Annotated in this window: 22 protein-coding genes; 3 read left to right on the top strand and 19 right to left on the bottom strand. The window is 42.3% G+C overall.

Annotated features, from left to right (window positions below; genetic code table 11):
• The first annotated feature begins 3 nt into the window (after positions 1-3).
• Complete coding sequence (locus NE665_RS12815) at positions 4-447, top strand: fructose PTS transporter subunit IIA (protein ID WP_117443795.1); 444 nt, start codon at positions 4-6, stop codon at positions 445-447.
• Between the two features lie 219 nt (positions 448-666).
• On the opposite strand, the gene NE665_RS12810 is transcribed toward NE665_RS12815, so the two are convergent.
• The 11 genes from NE665_RS12810 to tmk all read right to left on the bottom strand — a co-directional run bounded on the left by NE665_RS12810 (position 667) and on the right by tmk (position 11754).
• On the bottom strand, positions 667-918 hold the full coding sequence (locus NE665_RS12810) for a hypothetical protein (protein ID WP_117443796.1): 252 nt from the start codon (positions 916-918) through the stop codon (positions 667-669).
• 1 nt (position 919) lies between these two features.
• Complete coding sequence (locus NE665_RS12805; protein ID WP_117443797.1) at positions 920-1408, bottom strand: helix-turn-helix transcriptional regulator; 489 nt, start codon at positions 1406-1408, stop codon at positions 920-922.
• Positions 1409-1799: 391 nt separating this feature from the next.
• Complete coding sequence (gene nrdG, locus NE665_RS12800) at positions 1800-2348, bottom strand: anaerobic ribonucleoside-triphosphate reductase activating protein (protein ID WP_117443798.1); 549 nt, start codon at positions 2346-2348, stop codon at positions 1800-1802.
• Positions 2341-4686: an anaerobic ribonucleoside triphosphate reductase gene (locus tag NE665_RS12795; protein WP_117443799.1), complete on the bottom strand. Its 2346-nt coding sequence runs from the start codon at positions 4684-4686 to the stop codon at positions 2341-2343. The genes nrdG and NE665_RS12795 overlap by 8 nt, the downstream gene beginning before the upstream one ends.
• Before the next feature lie 423 nt (positions 4687-5109).
• A complete protein-coding gene (locus NE665_RS12790) occupies positions 5110-6750 on the bottom strand; it encodes a HAMP domain-containing sensor histidine kinase (RefSeq protein WP_117443800.1) in 1641 nt (546 codons plus the stop codon).
• The gene (locus NE665_RS12785) at positions 6734-7414 is read right to left on the bottom strand and encodes a response regulator transcription factor (RefSeq protein ID WP_117443801.1); all 681 of its coding nucleotides are present in this window, start codon (positions 7412-7414) and stop codon (positions 6734-6736) included. The genes NE665_RS12790 and NE665_RS12785 overlap by 17 nt, the downstream gene beginning before the upstream one ends.
• Before the next feature lie 64 nt (positions 7415-7478).
• On the bottom strand, positions 7479-8174 hold the full coding sequence (locus NE665_RS12780) for a GNAT family N-acetyltransferase (protein ID WP_117443802.1): 696 nt from the start codon (positions 8172-8174) through the stop codon (positions 7479-7481).
• A 43-nt stretch (positions 8175-8217) separates the two neighbouring features.
• Positions 8218-9075: a 16S rRNA (cytidine(1402)-2'-O)-methyltransferase gene (gene rsmI, locus NE665_RS12775; RefSeq protein ID WP_117443803.1), complete on the bottom strand. Its 858-nt coding sequence runs from the start codon at positions 9073-9075 to the stop codon at positions 8218-8220.
• A gap of 9 nt (positions 9076-9084) precedes the next feature.
• Positions 9085-10155: a regulatory iron-sulfur-containing complex subunit RicT gene (gene ricT, locus NE665_RS12770; protein WP_117443804.1), complete on the bottom strand. Its 1071-nt coding sequence runs from the start codon at positions 10153-10155 to the stop codon at positions 9085-9087.
• Positions 10152-11129, bottom strand: a complete 978-nt coding sequence (locus NE665_RS12765; RefSeq protein WP_117443805.1) for a DNA polymerase III subunit delta — start codon at positions 11127-11129, stop codon at positions 10152-10154. The genes ricT and NE665_RS12765 overlap by 4 nt, the downstream gene beginning before the upstream one ends.
• Complete coding sequence (gene tmk / locus NE665_RS12760) at positions 11122-11754, bottom strand: dTMP kinase (protein ID WP_117443806.1); 633 nt, start codon at positions 11752-11754, stop codon at positions 11122-11124. Before tmk ends, NE665_RS12765 begins: the two co-directional genes overlap by 8 nt.
• A 731-nt stretch (positions 11755-12485) precedes the next feature.
• Between tmk and NE665_RS12755 the strand changes: the two genes are divergently transcribed.
• Entirely contained in the window at positions 12486-13136 is a 651-nt protein-coding gene (locus NE665_RS12755) for a YggS family pyridoxal phosphate-dependent enzyme (RefSeq protein ID WP_117443807.1), read from the top strand.
• A 180-nt stretch (positions 13137-13316) separates the two neighbouring features.
• On the opposite strand, the gene NE665_RS12750 is transcribed toward NE665_RS12755, so the two are convergent.
• The 8 genes from NE665_RS12750 to mutS form a co-directional block, all read right to left on the bottom strand.
• A complete protein-coding gene (locus tag NE665_RS12750) occupies positions 13317-13880 on the bottom strand; it encodes a DUF2812 domain-containing protein (protein WP_117443809.1) in 564 nt (187 codons plus the stop codon).
• Positions 13858-14196 (bottom strand): PadR family transcriptional regulator, encoded by a 339-nt coding sequence (locus tag NE665_RS12745; protein ID WP_117443810.1) that lies wholly within the window; start codon positions 14194-14196, stop codon positions 13858-13860. Before NE665_RS12745 ends, NE665_RS12750 begins: the two co-directional genes overlap by 23 nt.
• A 369-nt stretch (positions 14197-14565) precedes the next feature.
• Positions 14566-15408 (bottom strand): hypothetical protein, encoded by an 843-nt coding sequence (locus tag NE665_RS12740; protein WP_117443811.1) that lies wholly within the window; start codon positions 15406-15408, stop codon positions 14566-14568.
• A 44-nt stretch (positions 15409-15452) separates the two neighbouring features.
• Entirely contained in the window at positions 15453-16232 is a 780-nt protein-coding gene (locus NE665_RS12735; RefSeq protein WP_117443812.1) for a nitroreductase family protein, read from the bottom strand.
• On the bottom strand, positions 16225-16962 hold the full coding sequence (locus NE665_RS12730; protein ID WP_117443813.1) for a tRNA threonylcarbamoyladenosine dehydratase: 738 nt from the start codon (positions 16960-16962) through the stop codon (positions 16225-16227). Before NE665_RS12730 ends, NE665_RS12735 begins: the two co-directional genes overlap by 8 nt.
• A 1-nt stretch (position 16963) precedes the next feature.
• The gene (gene miaA / locus NE665_RS12725; RefSeq protein ID WP_117443814.1) at positions 16964-17875 is read right to left on the bottom strand and encodes a tRNA (adenosine(37)-N6)-dimethylallyltransferase MiaA; all 912 of its coding nucleotides are present in this window, start codon (positions 17873-17875) and stop codon (positions 16964-16966) included.
• Between the two features lie 121 nt (positions 17876-17996).
• Positions 17997-20084 carry a DNA mismatch repair endonuclease MutL gene (mutL, locus tag NE665_RS12720; RefSeq protein ID WP_117443815.1) on the bottom strand — a complete coding sequence of 696 codons (2088 nt, stop codon included), beginning with the start codon at positions 20082-20084 and terminating at the stop codon, positions 17997-17999.
• 60 nt (positions 20085-20144) lie between these two features.
• Positions 20145-22676 carry a DNA mismatch repair protein MutS gene (gene mutS, locus NE665_RS12715; protein ID WP_117443816.1) on the bottom strand — a complete coding sequence of 844 codons (2532 nt, stop codon included), beginning with the start codon at positions 22674-22676 and terminating at the stop codon, positions 20145-20147.
• A 224-nt stretch (positions 22677-22900) separates the two neighbouring features.
• Between mutS and NE665_RS12710 the strand changes: the two genes are divergently transcribed.
• On the top strand, positions 22901-24121 hold the full coding sequence (locus tag NE665_RS12710; protein WP_117443817.1) for an FtsW/RodA/SpoVE family cell cycle protein: 1221 nt from the start codon (positions 22901-22903) through the stop codon (positions 24119-24121).
• Positions 24122-24248 lie beyond the last annotated feature (127 nt).

The raw sequence follows: 24248 nt of genomic DNA, 5'->3' as shown, positions 1-24248 counted from the left end.
GACATGGAGTTGATCAATGAGAATCTGATTCTCCTTGATATGAATCTGCAGTCTAAGGATGATATTATATCCTGCATTGCGGATACACTGGAGAATAATCAGCGGCTGTGTGATAAGCAGCAATACATTCGTGATGTTTATACACGAGAGGATGAAATATCTACAGCTATGGGCTCCAGCATTGCTATACCGCATGCATTGTCACTGGGCGTTAAACATACGTCTCTGGTCTTTCTTCGTCTTCAAAATCCGGTTCAATGGGATGATGATCAGGTTCAGATGGTATTCGGGATAGCTGTACGCAAGGAAAACAGTGGGAATGAGCATCTTAGAATTCTTTCTAATCTGGCAAGGAAGCTGATGAATACGGGATTTACAAATGAGCTTCTACAGGCAGTCAATCAAAGCTGCTGTCTAAATCTGCTAAAGGAATGCAGTATCGGCTGAAGGTAGGGTACTTTCAACATTTCCCTTAAAAGAAACATAAAGCTTTGTAAATATCAGGAACAGGATGCAGATACCTGTTCCTTTTTCTCGTTGGATGGTTCCTTTTATATAAAAAACGCATAAACAAAAGAAAATAAAAGGGATCGTCAATCGTAACGATTCCTTTATTTAAAAAGTAGGCATTCATTAGAAACCCCTTGCTCTATAGCTGGCGGTAGTTCACAATGTTATCTGTACAACTTGCCCGTCTGCCGTTTCTACATCAACAATGGTCAATCCCTTGTATTCCTTACTGAAATGCTTTAGAAGTCTCATAACCTCCTTGGCGGTTTCTTTATCCATAGACCATGCTATGTCTGTATTCTCCTGCATCGTCTTCTCAATAACTGTACAGGTGAGTGTATTGTAAAGCAGTGTATCAGGGATACGCAAATGTAAGCGGCAGGAGTCTGCACGTATTCTGATTTTCATGTTATTCAACAATCACTTCGACATGATCCCCATTCGCAGAATCGACTTCTACAAGCTTTCCGATTACACCACTCTCTATCAGCTGCATAATCATCCCCAGATCAATTTTCTGCATCATTGGATTGTCTGTCATCTGCGGGATGTCCAGCCCCATATCTCTTGCCATTTTTACCAGAGCCAGCGGCAGGTTGACACGTACTCTGTCTCCGTTTTCTGAATCCACATATATTCTCAGAAACATCTGTTCGATATCCTTGCGTTTTTCTTTCGGAATCAGCTCGACTGTCGGCTCCTTCTCCTTTAGAAGATCATCCAGTGAAATGTGGAAGAAATCTGATAGCTCTATCAAGATTGGAAGATCCGGCATGGAAAGATCATTCTCCCATTTTGATACAGCCTGAGGTGATACTCCCATTTTTTCCGCAAGCTCATCCTGTGTCATACCTCTCGTTTTCCTCAATTCACTTATTTTTGTACCTAATGTTTTCATATAGCGTTCCGCCTTTCTTTACACTCTTATTATAGAAATTAACACTCCCTAAAGGAAGATAGGGCTGGTTGAATGTCACAACCAAACGTTGTATTATTCTCAACCAGTAGTAGAATTCCCAAAAAATCTGTTTACACCCTTCCTTTTAAACTATTTCGTCATGATTTGTTTTGCAATCTGCTCATGTAAATGATAGCTTATGATAAGAAAAATCTATAGTTTAATTACTATAGAATACATCCAATTTACGTGATACCCTCCTGTACTTATAATCAAGATACAACTCTTCTAATAGCTTTCCTGTTTCCATACTGATAGTTGTAGTAGAAAGGAGCTATCAAATTTAGCTGTTCATTTTTACTATAGTATAGAGGAATAAAAAAGGATACGGTTACGCATTGACCATATCCTCTTCCTTCAGCTTCTGATTCTGTTCATCCTTTTCTGACAGGATGACACTGCCGCTTTGCAGTGATTTTTGTACATCGATGATTCTCTGATTTCGGCTTCCCTTAAAGACAAGACGATAATCCTTTAAATCATTCAAAAACTTACCGTCAACCAGCACATCAAGCTCTACAAGCAGTCTTTTCTTATCTTCATCTGCAAGAAGCTCCTCATAGGTGAAGCCACTGTATGCCCAGATATTCAGCTGTTTTTCCTTTGCTGTTTTTACAATATCCAGCAACGGCTCCACCTGCAGAAACGGTTCTCCTCCTGAAAGTGTCAAGCCGCTTTGCAGCTGTGCGTCACGAATCTGCTGCTGCAGCTGATCCACAGGAAACAGCGTACCGCCTTCCGTATCCCAGGTCTGCGGATTGTGACAGTTGAAACAATGATGTCTGCACCCCTGCGTCCAGATGACCATACGAACACCGGGACCATCTACAAAGCTGTCCTCCTGCATAGGAGAAGCCAGTCGGATGGTTTTCTTATCCATGCTTTACACGATCCCGTTCTTCTGATGCCTTTGCATCATTGAAACGGTCCACCGTACCTACCAGATATCCGGTAATACGACGTATTTTTTCAAATTTATATTCTTCCTCGCGTTCATCTCTGCCGCATTTTGGACAAACATGTCCTTCAATTACACCGCTGTAGCCACAGCATGGATCACGGTCTACCGGATGGTTGATGCTTCCGTAACCGATTCCCGCATCCTTCATACAGCGAACGATGGATTCAAAGGCTTCCAGATTGTTTGTCGGATCACCATCTACTTCCACATAGGAAATGTGTCCTCCGTTTGTGAATTCATGATAAGGAGCTTCTTTTTGAATCTTCTTAAATGCAGTTATGTGATAATATACCGGTACATGAAAGGAGTTTGTATAATAATCACGATCTGTAACCCCCGGAATAATACCATAGATTTTCTTATCAATTCGTGTAAATCTTCCGGACAGACCTTCTGCAGGCGTTGCAATCAGAGAGAAGTTCAGACCGTATTTTTCCGTAGCTTCATCACAGATTTCACGCATATGTCCAACGATTTTCAGACCGAGCTTCTGAGCTTCTTCACTTTCCCCGTGATGTTCTCCGATCAGAGCCTTTAAGCATTCTGCCAGACCGATGAATCCAATGGTCAGTGTTCCCTGCTTGATGATTTCCTCCAGCGTGTCCTCCCAGCTCAGATTCTCACTGCCGATCCAGACACCCTGTCCCATCAGGAACGGAAAGTTTTTCACTTTCTTTCTACCCTGGATTTCCAGACGCTCCAGCAGCTGCTGGATAACGATTTCCATTTTCTCATCCAGCTCATTGAAGAAAGCAGCCTCATTGAAATCACCGTTTACAGCAACACCGTGCTTGATACCGAGACGTGGCAGGTTGATAGAGGTAAAGGAGTTGTTTCCTCTTCCTGTCGCGATTTCCGGACCGTTGATATTTCCCATAACGCGCGTACGGCATCCCATATAGGTTGTTTCTGTTTCCGGATGTCCTTCCTTGTAATACTGCTTGTTGAATGGTGCATCCATGAAGCTGAAATTTGGAAACAGACGTTTCGCAGACACACGCATCGCCAGCTTAAACAAATCGTAGTTAGGGTCCTGCGGATTATAATTGATGCCTTCCTTAACCTTGAAAATCAGAATCGGGAATATCGGTGTTTCTCCATTTCCCAAACCTGCTTCCTGTGCCAGCATTAAGTTTTCACTGATCAGTCTTCCCTCCGGGGTCATATCCGTTCCGAAGTTGATACTGGAAAATGGCACCTGTGCACCGGCACGTGAATGCATCGTATTCAGATTATGTACAAAGGCTTCCATCGCCTGATAGGTTTTTCTTCTTGTGGCAACGTTTGCCTCTTTATAAGCGAATTTATTGATCAGCTCGATCTGTTCATCACCGAGTCCGAAGGTTTCCTTCAGCATGATATTCAGACTGTTCAGGAAGTTATCATCCATGATCATAGCAGCAGTTTTTCCTGATTCCTTTTCAACTGCCTTGAAAGCATCCCTCACATCGGCATCCAGATTGATAAACAGCTCAAGCGCTTTGTTCAGATTGCTGATGTATTCCTTGCGGAAGGTCTTTGCAACACCCTTTGCCAGATAGAAATCAAAGGCAGGGATACTTTGTCCGCCATGCTGATCATTCTGGTTACTTTGAATTGCGATTGCTGCAAGTGCTGCATAGCTGGTGATATCCTGCGGTTCACGCAAATGTCCGTGACCGGTTGAAAAACCACCGTCAAACAACTTCTCCAAATCAATCTGACAGCAGGTCAGCGTTCCCATATTCATGAAATCCATATCATGAATATGAATATCTCCGTTTTCATGAAGAGCTGCGTGCTGTGGATTCATCAGCTGACTCATACAGAATTCCTTAGATACAGCACTACCATACTGCAGCATGGTACCCATTGCCGTATTTCCGTCGATATTGGCGTTTTCACGTTTGATATCCGCATCATTGCTATCCGCAAATGTGATTTCCTCAATGGATTTCATCAGTCTTGTTTTCATGCTGCGGATTCTTGTACGCTCTGCACGATACAGAATATATGCTTCACTGGTTCTGGCATGACCGGTTTCAATCAATACCTTGATAACTGCATCCTGCACATTTTCCACGGTTGGTGTTGTACCCTGGTATGTATTATTCAGAAGATTTACGACTTTCTCCGTCAGTATTTCCGCTGTTTCATAATCTGCTTTGCTGCCTTCCTCCTGTGCTACTCTGCTTGCCGCAAGGAAAATAGCTCTTGTGATTTTTTCCGGAGAGAAATGTATTTCACGTCCGTCCCTTTTCTTAATGCTAGTGATCATAGAATCCTCCTTAACCTAGAACAACGACAATAGAAAATACACGCGGCATTTACGTGTATTCAGATTGTTTATGTTGTAGATGAACCTTCATCTCTATTTGCTCTGTCATTTATTATACCTCAATTTCAGTGTTTGTGGGACTGTAAATGCTTTTTTTTATTTACATGAAAAAGTGAAAGCATTTTTCTTGCTGTCTTTCGTCCATTTACGTGAAGTTAAATAAAAATATCTGTGATATGCGAATCAACAGATATTTTTATATTATATGAAAACTGCTTGTGATTATTATGTAACATGTATTCCAGCCTTGTACTTCCATACCTGCTGTATTCGCGTATGTCCTATGTGCTTTTGTATGCGGCATGATGTTGAAGCAGGTAGAATAGCAGCCCTTCCTTAGAAATGTTATACACATAATAGCATTCAATCCGTCGTTTCGCTTTTGCTGTAAGGCAGTGAGAACCAGAAGGTACTTCCTGTTCCTTCTTCACTTTGCACGCCGTATTCAGCCTTATGAAGCTCCAGAACAGCCTTGACAATGCTCAATCCCAGACCGCTGCCAACGCGGGAGCGTACATGTGTCTTATCCACCTTGTAATAGCGTTCCCAGATATACGGAAGCTTATCCTGTTCGATACCCGGACCGTGATCAATGATTTCTATGCGTACCCTTCCCTGCTCGAGCAGCTGCCGTACGATAACCTGATGATCCTCTCCGCTGTAATTGATGGCATTGTTGATCAGATTATAAATAACCTGATCAAGTTTGATTACGTCTCCCTGAACCATGACATCTTCCTGATACTCAAAGCGAATATCATACTCATCCTGCTTTAGAAGAGTTTCATAGCGTTGGATGATGCTGCGTATCTCCTCCGTCAGATTCATAGAAACTGCATGCAGCTCCTGTACACCTGCCTGCAGCTTGGAAAGATCCAGCATATCGTTTACCAGATTGGTCAGACGTTTTGTTTCATCGATGATGATTTGTACATTCTCCGGTGTATTTTCGCCGGGAATATCCCGCATAACCTCGCCGTATCCGCTAATCATCGTCAGCGGTGTTCGCAGGTCATGACTCATATTCGCAATCAGCTCGCGTCGCAGATTCTCCACCTTGCTAAGCTCTCTGGAAGCATAATTCAGCGTATTGCTCAGTTCCTCGATTTCCAGATACCCCTTCCCGCTGAAGGCAACATCATACTGTCCTGTCGCAAGTGTTTTCGCTCCATTGTTTATGGATATGATCGGGCGTGCTATCTTTCTTGAAAGATAAAAGGCAAGCAGGAGTGCAACGACAGTCAATATTGCCGCAATGATGATAAACTGTGTTTTGATCGTTTCAATCGTTGCATATACCGGTGTCAGCTGTGCATTGATCACACTGATTTTCATATGTGAATTACTTCCCGTAACCACACTGATGTAGGTCATATTCTGCACACCCTTGGAAATTTTCATATTCTGTTTATTCCTGCCGCCATCTTTGATATCCGATGAAAGCCGGGAAGGAAATGCCTCCGGACGCGGTATCATGAGTCCTTCCTTTGTCAAAGAAAAACGGAAGGATTCAAAGGGTACCTCCACCTTGGCAGTATCCTCGATCAATCTGGAAGCAATTCCATCCTTCTTCGACAGAGCTTCCCTCTTCAGTTCATCGATTACATCTGCATGAGCTGCATAGCTGGTAGACTTGCTGAGCATACATTTGCCGTCGCTTTCATTTCCCATGATGGGATCCTTGCTTGTATCCTCATCATAGACAATGACACAGAAGTCCCCGTTGCGGGAAATGTTTGAAATTTTCGTTTTATAGGTATCCGTATCCAGCGAGCCGTCCAACTTCTGCGTAATGACTTCATTTACTTCGTTGGCAGCCCTTTTCACGGAATTGGATTTGATAAACATATAGAAATTTTCCAGAAAAAATACCTGAAAAAACCAGAGTACCGCAATGATAATGACAATAAAGAACACCAGTGTTACAAAAATCTTCCACTTGACGCTGATTGGTTTACGCTCTTTATGGTGAACGCCTGCCATTTGCTTATTTTTCTGTTTCAAAGCGATAGCCTACTCCGCGCAGCGTAATAATCAAACGGCTGTAGTCCTGCAGACTTTTTCTCAGCAGCTTAATATGCGTATCCAGCGTCCTGTCATCCCCATAGAAGTCATACCCCCATACATCATGAATCAGCTGCTCTCTTGTCAATGCGATTCCCTCATTGCGTACCAGATAAAATAATAGAACGTATTCCTTCGGTGACATCTCCTGCTCTTTATCATCAATGAAGACCTTGCGCGCTGTAAAATCTATTTTCAGACCCTCATAGGTATAGATATCCTTTTTCTTCGCATTTACATCTCCATGATACCGTTTTAAAATGGCACTGACGCGCATCATCAGCTCCTTTGGAGAAAACGGCTTCACAACATAGTCATCGATACCGATTTCAAAGCCATGAATTCTGTCATACTCCTCTCCTCTTGCGGAAAGCATTATAACAGGGGTCTGTACCTCCTTACGGATTTCCTTTACAGCAGAAAAACCATCCAGATTCGGCATCATGATATCCATTATGATCAAATCATAATCCGCCCGCTTACATTTTTCAATAGCGTCCATGCCATCCACTGCTTCTTCGATTTCATGTCCCTCGAATTCACCGTACTTACGAATCATGCTTCTGATTCGTTCCTCATCGTCTACAACCAACAGCCTGCTCATGTTATCACCTCTACCTGTATTATAACTTGAAACACATACCCTTATGTGATGATTTTATGAATATTCAGGGAAAATACCAGTAGGTAATCCTTTCGTCGGTAATCATTCCTGCTTTTTTCTGAAGCTGGATACTGGCAATATTATCCTTTACAATTTCTCCATAGGGCAATCTGCCACGCTCCAGCTGTTTACCGATCATCACCTGCTCCAGAGCCACAGCAAGCCCTTTTCTTCGCCATTTGGGGTGAACCTCCAGAATACCTATACTCTCCTGCTCATGAACACCGATACATCCGCACAGCTCATTCCCATAAAAAGCCCCATACATTCCATCCTTTAGACATTCTCCGATATACTGTTCATTTGCCAGAGATTCCATAGAATGCCGATACAATGCAATAATATTCTGTGTATGCGATGCATCCAGTCGCTTTATCGCGAAGCCTTCCGGCAGAGCTACAGCAGGGGGCTCAGCCTTTACATAAACACAATGAACACACTCCAGCTCGCAGTGCAGTCTTCGCATTGATTTCAGCCATGGGTCCGTATAGGTATCATGAGCAACCAATATAGGAAACTGCTTTGGTAGATGCTCTACGATTTCTTTACCTGCCTGCTCATCTGCTGCGGCGCTATATAGAATCTTTGAAATTCTTCCCTGTAGAAGCAGTGCAGTTTCTGTTTCATATAATACCTTACCACCTGCATTTCTACATTGCAGCATGTCTGCATACAGGCAAGGCTTCTGTGTAAGCTTCATTATGACATCTCCTTTTAAAAAAAGAGTCGTGCTCAGACTCTTTTCAACATAAACCGTGGTATTGCTTATAAATTTCATTCTTGCTAAGTCCGCGCTCTCTTGCGACACGCTTAATAGCCTCATTGGTCGTCAGACCTTCTTCGATATAGGAATTAATCTGTTCATGAACAAGCGGCATAGCAGAAACTTCTCCCGGATCTCTGGCTTCTCTGGAACCCTCCATAACGATCACCATTTCACCCTTGAGCTCATCTGTAATCTCCATAATTTCCTCGATGGTGCCTCTTAAAAATTCCTCATGCTTTTTCGTAAGCTCACGTGCCAGACAGATATTGCGGTTGCCCAGCACCTCAAGACAGGAAGCAAGCATCTTTTTCACACGATGCGGTGCTTCATAAAAGACCATGGTAAACGGATAATATTTCAATTCGTACAATTCGCGAATCCGTTCCTTTTCACCGGACTTCAAAAAGCCGTAGAATAGAAAATGTCGGGTGTCCATACCGCTGGATACCAGAGCATTCAGCATCGCATTGCTTCCGGATATCGGCACGACATTAAAGCCTTCCTCAATCACCTTCTGTGTTACAACACAGCCCGGATCACTGATCAAAGGATAGCCGGCATCACTCACAAGAGCGATGTCCTGTCCCTGCCGCAGCAGCTCCAAAAGACCGTTTGCACTTTGAGCCTCATTATGCTGATGATGGGAAATCAGTCTGGTATGAATACCGAAATGAGTCAGCAGCTTCAGTGTATTTCTGGTATCCTCCGCTGCAATTACATCGACAGACTCCAGTATTGTCAATGCTCTTGGCGTCATTTCCTGCAGATTTCCGATTGGCGTCGCTACTACATACAGAGTTGCTTTATCGTTTTCAAAGCTCTTTTGTCGATTCATTTTATTCACCTACCGATCAGAGAAATCTATATCCGGCCACAATTCCTTAAAGGATAAAAACTGTACATCCTCTTTATTTTCAATCTTCACCTGCTGAAGCAGTACATTCATACTGGTAATGCGGTACCGGCTGCCCTTGTATTCAATCTGGGAATTCATTTTCGGCAGACCCTCACGCAGTCGCTTATACTGACTGTCTTCAAATTTCAGACAGCACATCAGCTTACCACACTGTCCGCTCAGCTTTTGAATATTCAATGCCAGCAGCTGATTCTTTGCCATATTGATGGATACAACATCAAAGTCATTCATAAATCTGGAACAGCACGTTTCCATTCCGCAGGTACCCAGACCGCCAATGATTTTTGATTTATTACGGGGACCGATTTGACGAAGCTCAATGCGGCATTTAAAAATACTTGCCAGCTCCTTGAGAAGCTCACGGAAATCCACACGCTCATCTGCAACATAAACAAAGATGATTTTACTGCAATCCAGCGTATATTCCGCCTCAATCAGATTCATATCCAATCCGAGCTTACGGATACATTCTGCACAGATTTCCATAGCCTTAGCGGCTTTTTCTACATTCTCCTGTGCCTGCTTTAAATCCCGCTCCGTTGCTTTGCGGGTAATTGGCTTAATTTCCATACCGTTGGATAAAAAGGTTTCTGTTTCCTTAACAATTTTTCCTAGCTCCAGACCACGAATCGTTTCGACAACCACATCATCGCCAACCCGATACTCATCCACATCCGTACCAAAGGTATAGATTTTTTTGGAATCCTTGAAGGATACAAATGCGATGTATTTATAAACTCTGCCCTCCGGCTTGCGTTCATTGTGATTTGGCTTTTTATGCTCAGGCTTTTGTACAGGCCTTTGTTCCTGCTTCAATTCCTTCTTTACTTCCTGTCGCGTATCTTTTGCTTCCGGCTTCATATTGGGTTTCCCATCGTGCTTTGAATGATGCTTCATATCCCGTTTCTGATCAAAGCCTCTGTCGTGATGCTTTCTTTTATCCTGCTTCTGATTCGGATTTCCTTTTGAAATCCCGTTTTTTTCTTCCGCTTGATTCATGTTGTCACCTCTTTCATTCTGTACAGCATCTGATCAACGAGCAGCTGCAGGTTGACCGAACGCAATAATGTATCTTTGGTCTGCATGAGAATTTGCAGAATTGCTACCATATCCATATTCTTTTTCTGATATTCCTTCAACATATTCTGATACCAGGTATCCGATTGCCGGCTGCTGCCGCGCAGACAGTCACGGAAAAATATAGAAAGCATATCAAGCAGATACACCATCGCCTGCTTTCCATACTTTTTCTGCTTTGCGGGAAAGCCTTCCACCTGCAGAAACAGCAAAGCATCGTAGGGGGAGGAAAGATAACGCTCCAGCATTCCCTTCATCAGAAAGCGGGCATGCTGATAATCTTCACTTTCCGCTGCTTCCAGAATTTCTGACTTCTGCCGGATCATGCTGCTTAGCAGATAGGCATCCAGCACCTCCAGCTCCTCCTGTACAGCCGCATAGCACTGTGATGCGCGCAATGGCGTAAAGGGGATATTCTGACAGCGGGATATAATGGTTGGAAGGACTCTGTCCAGCTGCTCCACTATCAAAATCGCAATCATATCACTGCCTGGTTCCTCCAGAAACTTCAACAGAGAATTCAATGCATCCGGTGTCGCATTTTCCGCATGATCCAGTACATATATTTTCTTTCCGGTTTTCTCAAGACCGGTTTTTGCGAATGCATGCTGCAGCTTCAGGATATCATCCTTCTTAATGGAAACACTTGTTCCATCCAGATATATCATATCGGCATATTCGTTGTGTGCAACACGCTCGCAGGTATCACATACCTCGCAGGCAAACCCTGATTCCTTGCATACCAGACTCTGGGCCAGCAGGTAAGCTGTTTCTTTTTTGGGTGTACCGCTGGGACCGCTGAACATATAGGCATGTGCAAGACGGTTATGCTCCAGCGCATTTCGTAAGGTGTGATATACCACCGGCTGCTGTTCTCTTAGAATATCTTTAAACATGGTTTTCTATAATCTCCATAAGACAGGCTACTGTATTATTCAAAACGGTGTCCACATCCGGATTGGCATCCACAATATGCATACGCTCTTTAAATTTTTCTTTAATCAGCTCATAGCCCTGAGCAACCAGCTTATGGAACTCCATACTTTCATTGTCCAGTCGATCTTTATTGCCGCGGCTTGTGACACGGAACAGTCCTGTTTCAAAATCAACAGAAAGAAATACCGTGGCATCCGGCATATGCCCTTCGATTGCAAACTGATTGATAGCAAAGACCTCCTCAATACCAATTCCTCTGGCAATTCCCTGATACACCAAAGAGCTGTCCACGAAACGGTCGCAGAGAACAATCTTTCCTTCCTTCAGCGCAGGCAGTACCTTTTCTATAAGATGCTGACGGCGGCTTGCGGCATACAGCAATGCCTCGCAGCGCGCATCCATTGCCGTATTGGCCGGTTCCAGTATGACACTGCGGATTTGTTCCGCGATATCAATTCCTCCCGGTTCTCTTGTATATAGTACAGGATACCCCATCGCTTTCAGCTTTTCATATGCAAGCATGCTGATGGTGGTTTTACCGCTCCCGTCATTTCCTTCAAATGTAATAAACAATCCCTTGTTCATAGCCTGACACTCCTTTAACTAGACCCTATCATTATAGCATAATCAGCTATTGCACTACAAAGAGATTTCACAAGCTATTTACTGTATTGTGTATGTATTTCACTACAAAAATATCCACTCAGACCGATTTATGAATTCATACAGAGCCATAAGCCTTCAGATTTACTTATATTTCGATTTTCCTGATTGACAAGTCTTTATATGATTACTATAAGTCGATCGTTTCTGCTGTTGTATATCTTTGCCATCTGTACAGATATCTATGTACAGACTTTTTTCAGCGGCTAATCATGGAAACAGACCAGAGTGCGCATATAAAAATAATATAGTATCCGATGCACATCTGCTATCTCATTTTTTTTAATTGAACAGAATTTTCGTATAAACCACCAATCTCTGCATAAGATAGTGATAGGGAACTTCATTCATTCCCTTCAACATACAGGCAGCATACCTGCCAGATGGACAGAGTCAATGGATTCTGTCTTTTCTGTTTTCTGCTGTTCAGCGCTTATTTTTGTCTGCACGCTCATAAAACAGTTTTTGATTTCGCTAGCATAAAATATGAAATAACCGTATTATACGGAAAGCATGTCACTTTTATAAGGAAATGCAGTATACCATATAAAATAACTGCTTTCATAAATTGAAATTTTAATTTCCATCATATGCTATAGATTCTTTACGTATCTATACAAAATAGTGCTATAATATGATACAGGTGATGCAAAATGGATAAAAAGAAACTTCAGGAAATACAGAAACAGCTTCCGGATCATGTTACGCTGATTGCGGTCAGTAAAACACATACCAAGGAGGAAGTGGACGAAGCCTATACCTGTGGTTGCCAGGTGTTCGGTGAAAACAAGGTACAGGAATTAAAAGAAAAATATGATGAACGTTATCAGTGGCATATGATTGGTCATTTACAGCGCAATAAAGTAAAGGATGTTGTACCACTAGCTGATATGATTCAAAGTCTTGATAGCTTGCGTCTGGCAGAGGAAATTGAAAAGCAGTGTGCGAAGATTGATAAAATCATGCCGGTTCTGATTGAAGTAAATATCTCCAGAGAAGCAAACAAAACAGGAGTATATATGGAAGAATGCCCAGCCTTTGTAAAGCAATGCATGCAGTATAAGCATCTGGATGTACAGGGCCTGATGTGTGTAGGACCGCTCGATGCTGATAACGATCGCATTGAGGATTGCTTTGAACGCATGAATATCCTCTTTCACAGACTGCAGAGTGAATATGGCAGTGAACAGATTCGCTATCTGTCGATGGGAATGAGTGATGATTATCCGATTGCTTTGAAGCATGGTTCCAATATGATCCGTCTGGGTACTGTAATTTTCGGTAAGCGCAATTATAATGTATAAAATACCTTCATAAAGCCAGTTGTAGAAAATGCTTTATTCATGCAAAGCAACAATAGAAAAATAAGAGCTGCAATATACAAGAAATACAGCTCAACATAAAGCCAGAGAAAATTCATAATGAATAAGCTCTGGCTTTTTTCCCTATACATAAAGGAGATGAGGATAAACGCCTTCACTGCTCTATGCGCTTTCCTGTTTCTTCTTTGCTGCATATAATTTCATTGTACATCGAATCAAAAACAGAAGCTCAAACAGCATCATACAAGAAAGTAAAGAGAATACAACTAGAAACCAAGGCTCTCTGTCAAGCATATTGACAGCCTTCCACAGGTTTGGAACAATGATTATAGAAAATATAATTGTGCAAAACACAGTAAGGTAAATGCTTCTCTTATAAATTGACGCACAATACTCCAGCCGTGTTTCACGATCACTGAAAATCTCTGAATTAGTTTCCTCTTCTTTATTTTCTTTCCTGCGGAAATAGTAAAAAGAATTAAACATCATCACATACTCCCAGCCGCAATCCTCAAACAGCTGTATATAGGCATTCAAATCCTCAACTTCATCACGGTAATCCAGCTGATAAATCCATTTTTCCGGTATGCATCGCTCAAAAATATACCCCTTAAATACCGTATAGCTTTTCAGCCTCCAGCCCTTTTCATGCAGCTCCTCCAAAAACTTCTGTTCTTCTCCGTATTCCGCAAGCGAGAAGAATCTAAATATTCTCTTTGTTTCCATGATAGCATTCTCCTTTGCTGTTGATATATAAGCGGTTGATGCGAGCCAGCTCCAGTCGCAGCACCTCCCTGCCAAGGTCTGTGATTTTGTAATATTTTCTTTTTTCCTCTTCTCTTGTGAACCTGATCAGTTGATCCTTTTCCATTTTTGAAAGACTTCCATACAAGGTCCCTGCACTGATCACGATTTCGTTTTCCGTAAGCTTTTTCACATGTTGAATCACGTGATAGCCATGACGTTCCTCCTGCAAAGAAAATAGTATATAAAATCCAGTTTCTGTCATCGGAACATAAACACGTCTTATTTTTTCATCCATAAGTCTTTCCTCTCTTATATTGTATCCCGATATATCGAATCTCTATATATACTATATCGCACCACTATATAAATGTCAATTAAAAATGACGATGCTGTAAATATGGATGTAATGGTATTTGAATATCTAAATAATCATAGGAATAAGTAACGTCTCTAAATTATCATAGGGTCATATAAAGGGTTGTTGCCATGAATTGTGAATTGCTGAGGAAAAGACTTCCATCAAAGCGAAAAAAGCCTTAACATAAAAAAGAATCAAGTCATGTATTTGATGACATTGATTCCTTTATCTGTTTTTCTATCACAACCTATTGCACATCTAGTAAAACGCTGTGTTATCATATAGTATCTGTCATGGATACAGTCCTTAGCGAAGCCGCTTTGCCATCACTATGGTATTTTCAGATAATTTCTCCGTTCTGCTGTATCCGTATTTCTCATATACCCAATAAGGATTGAATCCATCTCTCCATCCATAAATACCAATCCCCTCTATATAAGAACGATGAAATAACGAATATACCTTTTCCAGATGTTCCATCAATGTATCCAGCATTTCCACTCGTGGAATACCATATCCAACCTCATAGCAGCCAATCGTTAGGGTGCTGCTTTCTTCACCGGTTGATCCTGTCATATATCCATATTTATGTAAAATTTCTCTTGGCATTACCTCTAATAAGCCAATCACCCTATCATCCAATACTGCAAAGACACCTGCTATATCCTCCTTTTTCCACACCTCGGAAAATACCTGAGCTTTTAACGAAGTACAGCCTTCATGATATTGTTCAGGAGGATTTCCAAAGGGATAATTGGTAAGGCACATCGACATTTCTTTGAGATAATTATTTTTTGTAATGGGTATGAAGGAAATCTTCTCCTTATTTAAGAGATTTTTGAACTCCTCAGCTGTCAGCCCATTCCATTTTGAGAATACCGGCGCATCCTCTTCGGCATTTCTTTCGATTTGCAGGGCTGCATACAGTTGCTCCTTGTGTAAGGGTACCGTATCTATTTTTCTATTACAGTAGTATACGTCAATAAAGCAGTTTTCGCATCTTTTCTGACTTTTTTTATCCGATGTAAGGTGATGATATGGCAGTATATTGATTTGTACGTCCGTCCCTTCGAGCCAGGATTTCAACTTTTCAATCATCGCACCCGTAGCTTCGCAAACCGGTGAGTAAACAACATCTATTATCTTCATAATCTCTCCTCATTTCAGCTAATGAAAGCTTATTCGCAAAAAAGCTACTCCCCTGTCCAAGCCTTTAAGGCTTCTTTTACACTTCTTGTCATTTCCTTACTGAATGAGGCACCTGTTTTTCTTGCATAGAACTGCTGTGCATAATTTTTTGCTGCATACTTATTCTGGGTCAGAAACTCCCGTTCTGCGCGCTCTGCAAACATCTGCTCATACTCTTCCTTCTGCAGCTGCCGGTAGGAATCCTCAAACACCACAAACCTTCTATCAAAGCGTTTTCTGAACACCTTTTTGTGCTCACTTTTATAACGTCCGTAGCAAAGCATTGCAATCGGAAAGGTTTCATCGGGAAGCTGAAGCAGCTCCTTTACCGTTTCATAATTTTCCAGTATGTCCCCGATATAACACGAACCGATTCCCATAGATTCCGCAGCAATGACACTGTTTTGTGCAGCAGCCATAGCATCCTCCACCGCAAGCATTAAATCCCCCTCCGCAGGTGGTGTAAACGTTAATCCGTGCTTTTCCGCATACTTCTTTACACCGTTCATGCGATAGTAATCGAACCAGCGATGATGGTCTGCGACAAACACAATCACAAGCGGTGCTGCTTGTATAAACATCTGATAATCACAAAGCTTACTTAGTTTCTTTTTCTTTTCCTGATCACGTATGATGATCATGGAATACAGCATCTGGTTTCCTGCAGTAGGGGCGAGAAGAGCACTCTCGATAATAGCGTTTTCTTCCTCCTCACGCAGTGGTGCTGCATCATACGTACGCAGGGATGTACGGTTACGAATAACCTGCAGGGTTTCATTATCCATGCTGTTCTCCTTTCTCAAGCAGTTTGCGCATTGCATAGGATGCAGCCGCAAGTCCGGCTGCACTCGGAACAAACGGTGAGCTGGCCGGCGGCATTTTCTGCTTTCTGGTAATGCCGTTTTCATTTACAATCTTCGCTTGTACACTGGGCTGTTCACTGGAAAACACAACCGGAATCTTTCCTTTCACACGATGCTTTCGGATCAGATTGCGCATTATTTTCGCAACCGGATCATAGCTTGTTTTCATAAGCTCACAGCACGCAACCTTTGTCGGATCAAGGCGGTTTGCCATCCCCATACTACTGATAAAAGGAATCTTGTTTTGCAGACAGTACGTGATTAAAGAAAGCTTACTGCTCATTGTATCAATCGCGTCGATAACAAAATCAACCGGTGTATCAAAGAGGGCTGCATTTTCCTCTTCCTTATAAAACATATCCTTGCAGATAATCGTACAGTCCCTGCGATAGCCTTCGATTCGCTCCTTCATTACCTCTGTCTTCGAGCGACCGATGGTAGCATAAACAGCATGTATCTGACGATTCAGATTGCTTGGTGCAACCGTATCACCGTCAACGAGAATCAGGGTTCCGACACCACTTCTTGCCAGTGCTTCCGCGGCATAGGAGCCAACACCTCCGATTCCCACAATCATGACGGTGGCATGCTTTAGAATATTTAGATTATCTTCTCCAATCAGAAGCTCCATTCTCTGTAAAGATGTTTCCATATCAGCTCTCCATCCATGCTTTGACAGCTTCTAAAATCTGATTGCGATAATTTTCCTCTTCGACATCATACCAGTGTACCGGCATCTGGTTCCGAAACCAGGTATACTGACGCTTCGCAAAATTGCGTGAATTTTTCTTAATACTTTCTACGCAGGATGTAACAGACTCCTTATCCTCTATATAGGCTTTCCATTCCTTATAACCGATTCCCTGAAAGCTCTGCAGGCTCCAGACATCCTCCTGCATGGTGTGCAGCTGTTCTATTTCCTGTAAAAGCCCCTGTTCCATCATGGTATCGACTCTTGCATTGATTCTCTCATACAAGCGCTGACGATCCATCGTAAGCCCTATGATAAAGGCATCATAAACAGGGCGGTGTTCCTGCGCTTCAACGATTTCACTTTTTTTCTCTCCTGTATGCGCCATAGCAAGCGCACGAATGATTCTCTGTCGGTTATGCGGATGCAGATTTCCGCAGGCTTTTGGATCAATGACAGATAACATCCCCCATAATTCATCCGTACTGCGCTCTGCCAGAAATTTCATAAATTCCGTATCCTGCGGCTGATCGGTAAACTGATAATCATACAGACAGGACTTTATATACAATCCTGTTCCTCCGCATATAATCGGAAGATGCCCATGAGATGTAATCTCCGCTATGTATTCTCTGGCCTTCTCCTGAAAAAGCTTAACATTGTATTCCTCTGTAAAGGAACAGTAATCAACCAGATAATGAGGAACGCGCTGCATTTCTTCCTCTGTAATTTTTGCTGTTCCGATACTCATTTCTTTATAAACCTGCATGGAATCACCGCTGATGATTTCTCCATGACAGGCTTTTGCCAGCTCCACACTAAGGCTTGTTTTTCCTACGCCTGTGGGTCCGACAATCACCAATACCTTTTCCATAATTAACTCCGTTCTCTCATATAATACTAAGTGCACAAGGTCTATCGTTCCTTACAATAAAGCAAAGATGACCTGCAGGCTACTAAATGCTTATGATTTCAGGCTTTTTCCGGCCTACTTCCTATCCACGCTCAAATTCATGAAATAATGCCTTATCCTCCATACAAATCATCGTCGGTCTTCCATGTGGACAATGAAACGGCTGTTCACAATGTGCCAAATCCGCAATGACGCGTTTCATTTCATCCAGTGTCAAGCTGCGGTTAAAGCGTATGGAGCTGTGACAGGCCATGGTTGCGATTGCATGCTTACGCAGCTTATCTAAGCTGATTTCCTTATCCTTTTCCCACAGATCAATCATATCACAGAGAAAAGCCTCTTCCTCAACATCCTTCATCCATAATGGCAGCTGACGACATACGAAGGTATGATCACCAAAAACCTCAAGATGGATACCGAGCTGTTCCAGCACTGCATTCAGATCCTCTGCCTGAGAAACAGCAGAAATCGTAGATTCTATTGTTATCGGCAGCAACAGCGGCTGTGTGTCGTTATTACCGGCTAAAATCTGCTTTCTGATAATTTCATAATGGTAGCGTTCCTGTGCTGCATGCTGGTCAATAATGTACAAGCCTTTTTCCCCTTCTGCCAATATATAGCAGTTATGAAACTGACCAATCACACGCAGCTGTGGAAGACTTGGATTTAATGGCAGTGGCTGTTCCACCTCTGCTTTTTTCTCATAAACAAGCTCCTCTGTCTGATTGATTTCCTTAAATGCAACAGCTGCATCCAAAGGACTATCCGCATGCATTGCTTCTGTATGCGGAATAGCTTCTGTATCAGCAGCGCTCAGCACTTCTGCTGTGGCAGTGTCTTCCTGCTGAACCTCAGCAGCTGCTTCCTCTGTCACAAGCTCTACCGGTTTTGTATCCTCCGGCTTGTAGGGAGCTGCTTCTTCACAAGCTTCAGGGATGATTTCCTTTGTCAGGGGCTGTATCGGAACAGCTGTTTCCTTTCTCTGATTTTTATCTGCTTCAATTTTTCTACGCAGCTCCTCCATATCCAGAGATGGCTTTTCAATTTTTTCCGGATGCGTAAAGCTGTTGTTTACCTCCTCATGCAGCTTCTTAATGGTATCCTCACGCTCATAGGTAAACTGCAGCTCCTGTTCTTCGACCTTCTCTTTTACCGTTTCCTTTTTTACATGAACACTAGGAACCTCAAGTTGCTCCTGCAGTGCCTTACGAATTGTCTCATAAAGAAGCTTTTCCAGCTGTTTTTCCTTAGACAGACGGATTTCCCATTTGGATGGATGTACATTGACATCCACCAGCTGTGCGTCCATTTGTAAGTCGATAACAACGATTGGATATCTGTCCTTCGGCATATAGGGTGAATAGGCATCCAGAATTGCCTTCTGCAAATGGTAATTGCGAATCATACGTCCGTTGATGTACAGCAGCATATAATATTTCGTCGCACGATTGAACTGCGGCTGCATGATATAGCCTTTTATCTTATAATCCTGATCACTTCCATCCAGAGAAATCGCACTCTTCGCACTATCTCTTCCATAAATCTGCATGAGCACTTCCAAAAGATTACCGCTTCCCTTTGTTTTGAATACGGTTCTTCCATCATGAGATAAACAGAATCCGATTTCCGGATGGGAAAGAGCAAACTTCTGAACAACATCCGAGATAAGAGAGAATTCATACTGCGGACTTTTCAAATGCTTGAAGCGTGCCGGTGTTTTTTGGAACAGATTCTGAATTTCAATCATGGTACCCTTTGGTGTCCCGCATGGTCTGGCACTGATGAGCTTACCATAGCTGATTTCCACCTCGGTAGAGCTTGTGCCGTCGTTTGTTCGCAGCAGTACATGAGAAACAGATGCGATGGAAGGCAGTGCCTCCCCACGAAATCCCATGGTATGTATATTCCAGAGATCATTTACCTCTTTCAGCTTACTTGTGGCGTGCCGCTCAAAAGCCAGTGTGGCATCCTCAGGATCCATACCGACACCATCATCTATAATCGTGATGGTTGCGATTCCTCCCTGTGATATCTGTATTTCTATGTTTGATGCATGCGCATCGATACAGTTTTCAATTAATTCCTTTACAATCCCCTGCGGACGCTCCACGACCTCTCCAGCCGCAATCATATTGCTTAGATGTTCGTCCAGTCGATTGATTTTACCCATAAATACACCTTCTTTCTTATAAAACAGAAAACCTGTAATCCGGGATTACAGAGTTATCTTTTATGACAGTTTTTCCTTTAGCTCATACAGAAACTGCATGGCTTCCATCGGTGTCATTTTATTCACATCTACCTGCTTGACCTGATCGATTATCTGTACATGCTGTGGATTTTCTTTTTCTATAACGAGTGGTGCCTGTACCTCTTTTACCATATTGGGCTGCAGCTCCAGATTGTCCAGAATCTGCTTCGCACGGTCAAGCACGGAGGTAGGCAGATGCGCCAAACGGGCGACATTGATTCCGTAGGATTTATCTGCCTTGCCATCCAGCACGCGGTATAAAAACGTTACCTTGTCATCCTCTTCATGTACATCCACATGCACGTTGCGAATGCTTGCATTTTTTTCTGCCATTTCCGTCAGCTCATGGTAATGGGTAGAGAATAAAGTTTTCGCTTTGATATTTCGCATGATATACTCAATCATTGCCTGTGCCAGTGCCATGCCGTCATACGTAGAGGTGCCGCGACCAATCTCGTCAAACAGTATAAGCGAATTTGCCGTGGCATTTTGCAGTGCATTATTCGCCTCGATCATTTCAACCATAAAGGTTGACTGCCCGGACATAATATCATCACTTGCACCAATGCGTGTGAATATCTGATCAAAAATCGGCATTTCCGCTTTCTTTGCAGGAACAAAGCAGCCAATCTGTGCCATGATGACAAGAAGAACTGTCTGCCGCATATACGTGGATTTACCACCCATGTTTGGTCCGGTGATCATCAGAATGTCATTGCCTTCCGCCATATCCAGATCATTGGAAACATATCGTGTTGTTTTCATCATTCGATCCAGAATCGGATGTCTGGCTTCCTTCATGTGAATAGAATGACCGGTATGAAACTGTGGCCGTGTATATCCGTTTTCACTGGAAATCTCTGCAAGTGCATATAATGCATCAATCGTGGACAATGCATTGGAAAGGTCATGCAGCTTTGGAAGATATACCTTAATCTGATTCAGAAGATGATTGAATAGCTCTGCTTCCAAACGGATACTTCTCTCCTGCGCATGTACAATGGCATCCTCTTTTTCCTTCAGCTCCTGCGTTACAAAGCGTTCTGCGTTTGTCAGTGTCTGCTTTCTGACATAACCAAATTCATCCTTTATGGAAGTCAGATTTGTTTTTGTAACCTCAATATAGTATCCGAATACACGGTTGTATCCAATTTTCAGGGACTTCACACCGGTTCTTTCCCGCTCCTTATTTTCAAGCTCAAGAATCCAGTTCTTCCCGTTTTTACCGATTTCGCGCACCTGATCAAGCTCTTCATTATAGCCCTCCACGAACACACCGCCATCCTTAAGTGTTAGTGGCGGATTATCGATAATAGCACCTTCAATCATATCATACAGCTCACGGCATGGATCAATCGTTTGAAATTCCTCATAGGCGCTGCAGTTATGAAACAATTCAAAAATCTGCGGTGTATGCTCCAGTGTTTTAACAAGTCGCAGAATATCCCGCGGATTTGCGGAGCCATAAGCTACTCTGGCACTCAATCGCTCCAAATCATAAACAAAGCCAAGATGCTCGCGCAGCTCATCCTTTGTAATGAAGTTATCATTCAAATATTCAATCGCATCCAGACGTCGGTTGATCATAGCGGTATCAACCAGTGGATACTCAATCCATTTTTTCAATAAACGAGAGCCCATAGAGCTTCGGCATTTATCAAGAAAGCTCCACAATGTCTGTGAACGTGAATTGCTGCGCAGACTGGAAGTCAGCTCCAGATTCTGTTTCGTTGAAAAATCCATCTGAAGAAAATCATGTTCGTATACCATTTCAACAGCATTTAAATGCGCCATATTACGCTTCTGTGTTTCATCCAGGTAATTGGTAAGAACACCGAAGGCTGTTTCCACACGATCATCTTCAATCCCATTCAGCAAATGCCGATATTCCTCTTTTAATGCATTGTCATTATGATAGGAAACGGTGATCGTCTGCAGTTCTTCTATCATCTTCACAATTTTCTTATCAAACTTCTCCTGTATTACAATTTCACGGACATTATTTCCCAACAAGACCTTTTGTATCGCCATAACATGCTTATCGATCAGCTGGGCACGCAGCTCTCCGGTTGTCATTTCACAAAGTATGACGGCAAGACCGAATTGAAAGTCATGCAGAGAAGCAATATAAACGGTTGTCTTTTCATCACTTACCTCATCCATGATGGTTCCCGGTGTAACGATTTTAATGACATCTCGTTTCACCAGTCCCTTTGCCAGTGCAGGATCCTCCAGCTGTTCAACGATTGCGACTTTATATCCCTTTTGAATCAAACGCTGTATATATCCCTTTGCGGCATGATGTGGGATTCCACACATCGGTACCCGTTCCTCAACACCCGCATTCCTTCCTGTCAGTACCAGATCAAGCTCACTGGATGCAGTTCTTGCATCTTCAAAAAACATTTCATAAAAATCACCAAGACGATAAAATATGATAGCATCCTCATGCTGCTTCTTCAATTCGAGATAATGCTTCATCATCGGTGTATAGGTAGCTTTTTTTGTCATCTTATCAACTCCACTCACTGCTTATTATTATAACATGACCATCGGGTATAATCCTATATGCTTTTGTTTTTTCATTCCATCATCACAGCATTCCGTGTATGAATTTTCTCAATTCTTAATAGAAATTCAGAAAATAATTGACCGTGCTGCAACATAAGAAATATAAACCGTGTTATAATAAGTACAACCTTGCTTCAAAAAGGTTTTTGTCTGGAGTGATGCAAATGAAAGTAGGATTATCCAGGGCAAAGAGTCCGGATAAGTTCGATTTTGTTTTAGTTACATATTTGATTTTAATGATTGGTATGAGCCTTCTGTCCATCTATTCTGCTTTTGGTATTATCGGTCAGACTGCCGGTATTGACTATATGATGAAGCAGGCAATGTGGTTTATCATCGGATCGATTGCAATTGGAGTGATTATGTATCTCGGTAATGATTCTATGCTGCAGTTTGCGAAAATAGGATACTGGTTTCTTATGGTATGTCTGGTTGTACTGCTAATTGGCAAGGTATACCATATGTTGACAGGTGGCAGTCTGCTGGGGATGATTATCACAACAAATGGTGCGACATCCTGGTTTAAGATGGGACCGTTTGGTTCCTTCCAGCCCAGTGAGTTTATGAAAATCGTTTTAATTCTGATTACTGCCGGAGTGATTGACGAGCATAACAATAACAAAATCACAGAGTCCTATGAAATGGATTTCTCTTTGTTTCTAAATGTCGCAAAATGGGCATTTCCACCCATCATCCTGATTCTGGCACAGCCTGATACCGGTGTGGTATTGATTATCGCTATTTCTCTGATAGCGATGATTGTTTGTTCCGGTATTAAGAAACAGTGGTTTGTCATCATCGGAATCTTGATTGTCATTGTCCTTGTATTGTTCTTCTATATGTACTACTACCATTTCAATGTTCTGAATGAGCTGATCGGTGGTGAAAACGGCTATCGTTTAAAGCGTATTACCGCATGGCTGAATCCGGAAACGGATATCAATGGGGAGGGGCATCAGCTGTATATGGCCTTGCTTGCTCTTGGCTCGGCCGGCCTTACAGGTCATGGTATGGGAATTGAGCTGGTATCCATACCGGAAGCACAGACTGACTTTATCTTTGCTGTTATCGGGCAAAGCTGGGGTCTGATTGGAACCTTATTTATCGTTGTATTATGTCTTGGTCTTGATATCCATTTATGCCGTATTGCCAGTATGTCAAAGAATATGTTTGAAAAGTATTTCATTCTTGGTATTCTGGGTATGCTGCTGTACCAACAGATACAAAATATCGGTATGATTATCGGCTTACTGCCGATTACAGGAATCACGCTTCCTATGATATCGTATGGTGGTTCATCACTGTTATCATATCTGATTGCGTTTGGTATTATTATGAATGCTAGTGCCAAAGCAAAAAAGCTTTCTGATTACGTATATGAATAAGGGTAATGTAAACTAGAGAGTGGTTTTGTAAAATAGCGCTTTAAACTAATGAGTGGGTAAAAAAGAAAACAGATGATAAAGGGACTAGAAATCCTTAGAGTCATCTGTTTTTATATGCCGAGAAAAG

Origin of the sequence: Clostridium sp. DFI.1.208, assembly GCF_024463855.1 — a bacterium.
Classification (GTDB): Bacteria; Bacillota_I; Bacilli_A; order Erysipelotrichales; family Erysipelotrichaceae; genus Clostridium_AQ.
The sequence above is the reverse complement of the archived record's forward strand: the minus strand, read 5'-3'. Positions and strand labels throughout refer to the sequence as shown.

Excerpts from the sequence above, each read along its gene's own strand:
- NE665_RS12785 (WP_117443801.1), bottom strand. The coding sequence starts at position 7,414 with ATGAGCAGGCTGTTGGTTGTAGACGATGAGGAACGAATCAGAAGCATG.
- NE665_RS12740 (WP_117443811.1), bottom strand. The coding sequence starts at position 15,408 with ATGAAGATAATAGATGTTGTTTACTCACCGGTTTGCGAAGCTACGGGT.
- mutS (WP_117443816.1), bottom strand. The coding sequence starts at position 22,676 with ATGACAAAAAAAGCTACCTATACACCGATGATGAAGCATTATCTCGAA.
- miaA (WP_117443814.1), bottom strand. The coding sequence starts at position 17,875 with ATGGAAAAGGTATTGGTGATTGTCGGACCCACAGGCGTAGGAAAAACA.
- NE665_RS12745 (WP_117443810.1), bottom strand. The coding sequence starts at position 14,196 with ATGGATGAAAAAATAAGACGTGTTTATGTTCCGATGACAGAAACTGGA.
- NE665_RS12765 (WP_117443805.1), bottom strand. The coding sequence starts at position 11,129 with ATGTTTAAAGATATTCTAAGAGAACAGCAGCCGGTGGTATATCACACC.
- rsmI (WP_117443803.1), bottom strand. The coding sequence starts at position 9,075 with ATGAATCGACAAAAGAGCTTTGAAAACGATAAAGCAACTCTGTATGTA.
- tmk (WP_117443806.1), bottom strand. The coding sequence starts at position 11,754 with ATGAACAAGGGATTGTTTATTACATTTGAAGGAAATGACGGGAGCGGT.
- NE665_RS12810 (WP_117443796.1), bottom strand. The coding sequence starts at position 918 with ATGAAAATCAGAATACGTGCAGACTCCTGCCGCTTACATTTGCGTATC.
- ricT (WP_117443804.1), bottom strand. The coding sequence starts at position 10,155 with ATGAATCAAGCGGAAGAAAAAAACGGGATTTCAAAAGGAAATCCGAAT.
- NE665_RS12710 (WP_117443817.1), top strand. The coding sequence starts at position 22,901 with ATGAAAGTAGGATTATCCAGGGCAAAGAGTCCGGATAAGTTCGATTTT.
- NE665_RS12780 (WP_117443802.1), bottom strand. The coding sequence starts at position 8,174 with ATGAAGCTTACACAGAAGCCTTGCCTGTATGCAGACATGCTGCAATGT.
- NE665_RS12735 (WP_117443812.1), bottom strand. The coding sequence starts at position 16,232 with ATGGATAATGAAACCCTGCAGGTTATTCGTAACCGTACATCCCTGCGT.
- NE665_RS12805 (WP_117443797.1), bottom strand. The coding sequence starts at position 1,408 with ATGAAAACATTAGGTACAAAAATAAGTGAATTGAGGAAAACGAGAGGT.
- NE665_RS12755 (WP_117443807.1), top strand. The coding sequence starts at position 12,486 with ATGGATAAAAAGAAACTTCAGGAAATACAGAAACAGCTTCCGGATCAT.
- NE665_RS12795 (WP_117443799.1), bottom strand. The coding sequence starts at position 4,686 with ATGATCACTAGCATTAAGAAAAGGGACGGACGTGAAATACATTTCTCT.
- mutL (WP_117443815.1), bottom strand. The coding sequence starts at position 20,084 with ATGGGTAAAATCAATCGACTGGACGAACATCTAAGCAATATGATTGCG.
- NE665_RS12750 (WP_117443809.1), bottom strand. The coding sequence starts at position 13,880 with ATGGAAACAAAGAGAATATTTAGATTCTTCTCGCTTGCGGAATACGGA.
- NE665_RS12730 (WP_117443813.1), bottom strand. The coding sequence starts at position 16,962 with ATGGAAACATCTTTACAGAGAATGGAGCTTCTGATTGGAGAAGATAAT.
- NE665_RS12815 (WP_117443795.1), top strand. The coding sequence starts at position 4 with ATGGAGTTGATCAATGAGAATCTGATTCTCCTTGATATGAATCTGCAG.
- nrdG (WP_117443798.1), bottom strand. The coding sequence starts at position 2,348 with ATGGATAAGAAAACCATCCGACTGGCTTCTCCTATGCAGGAGGACAGC.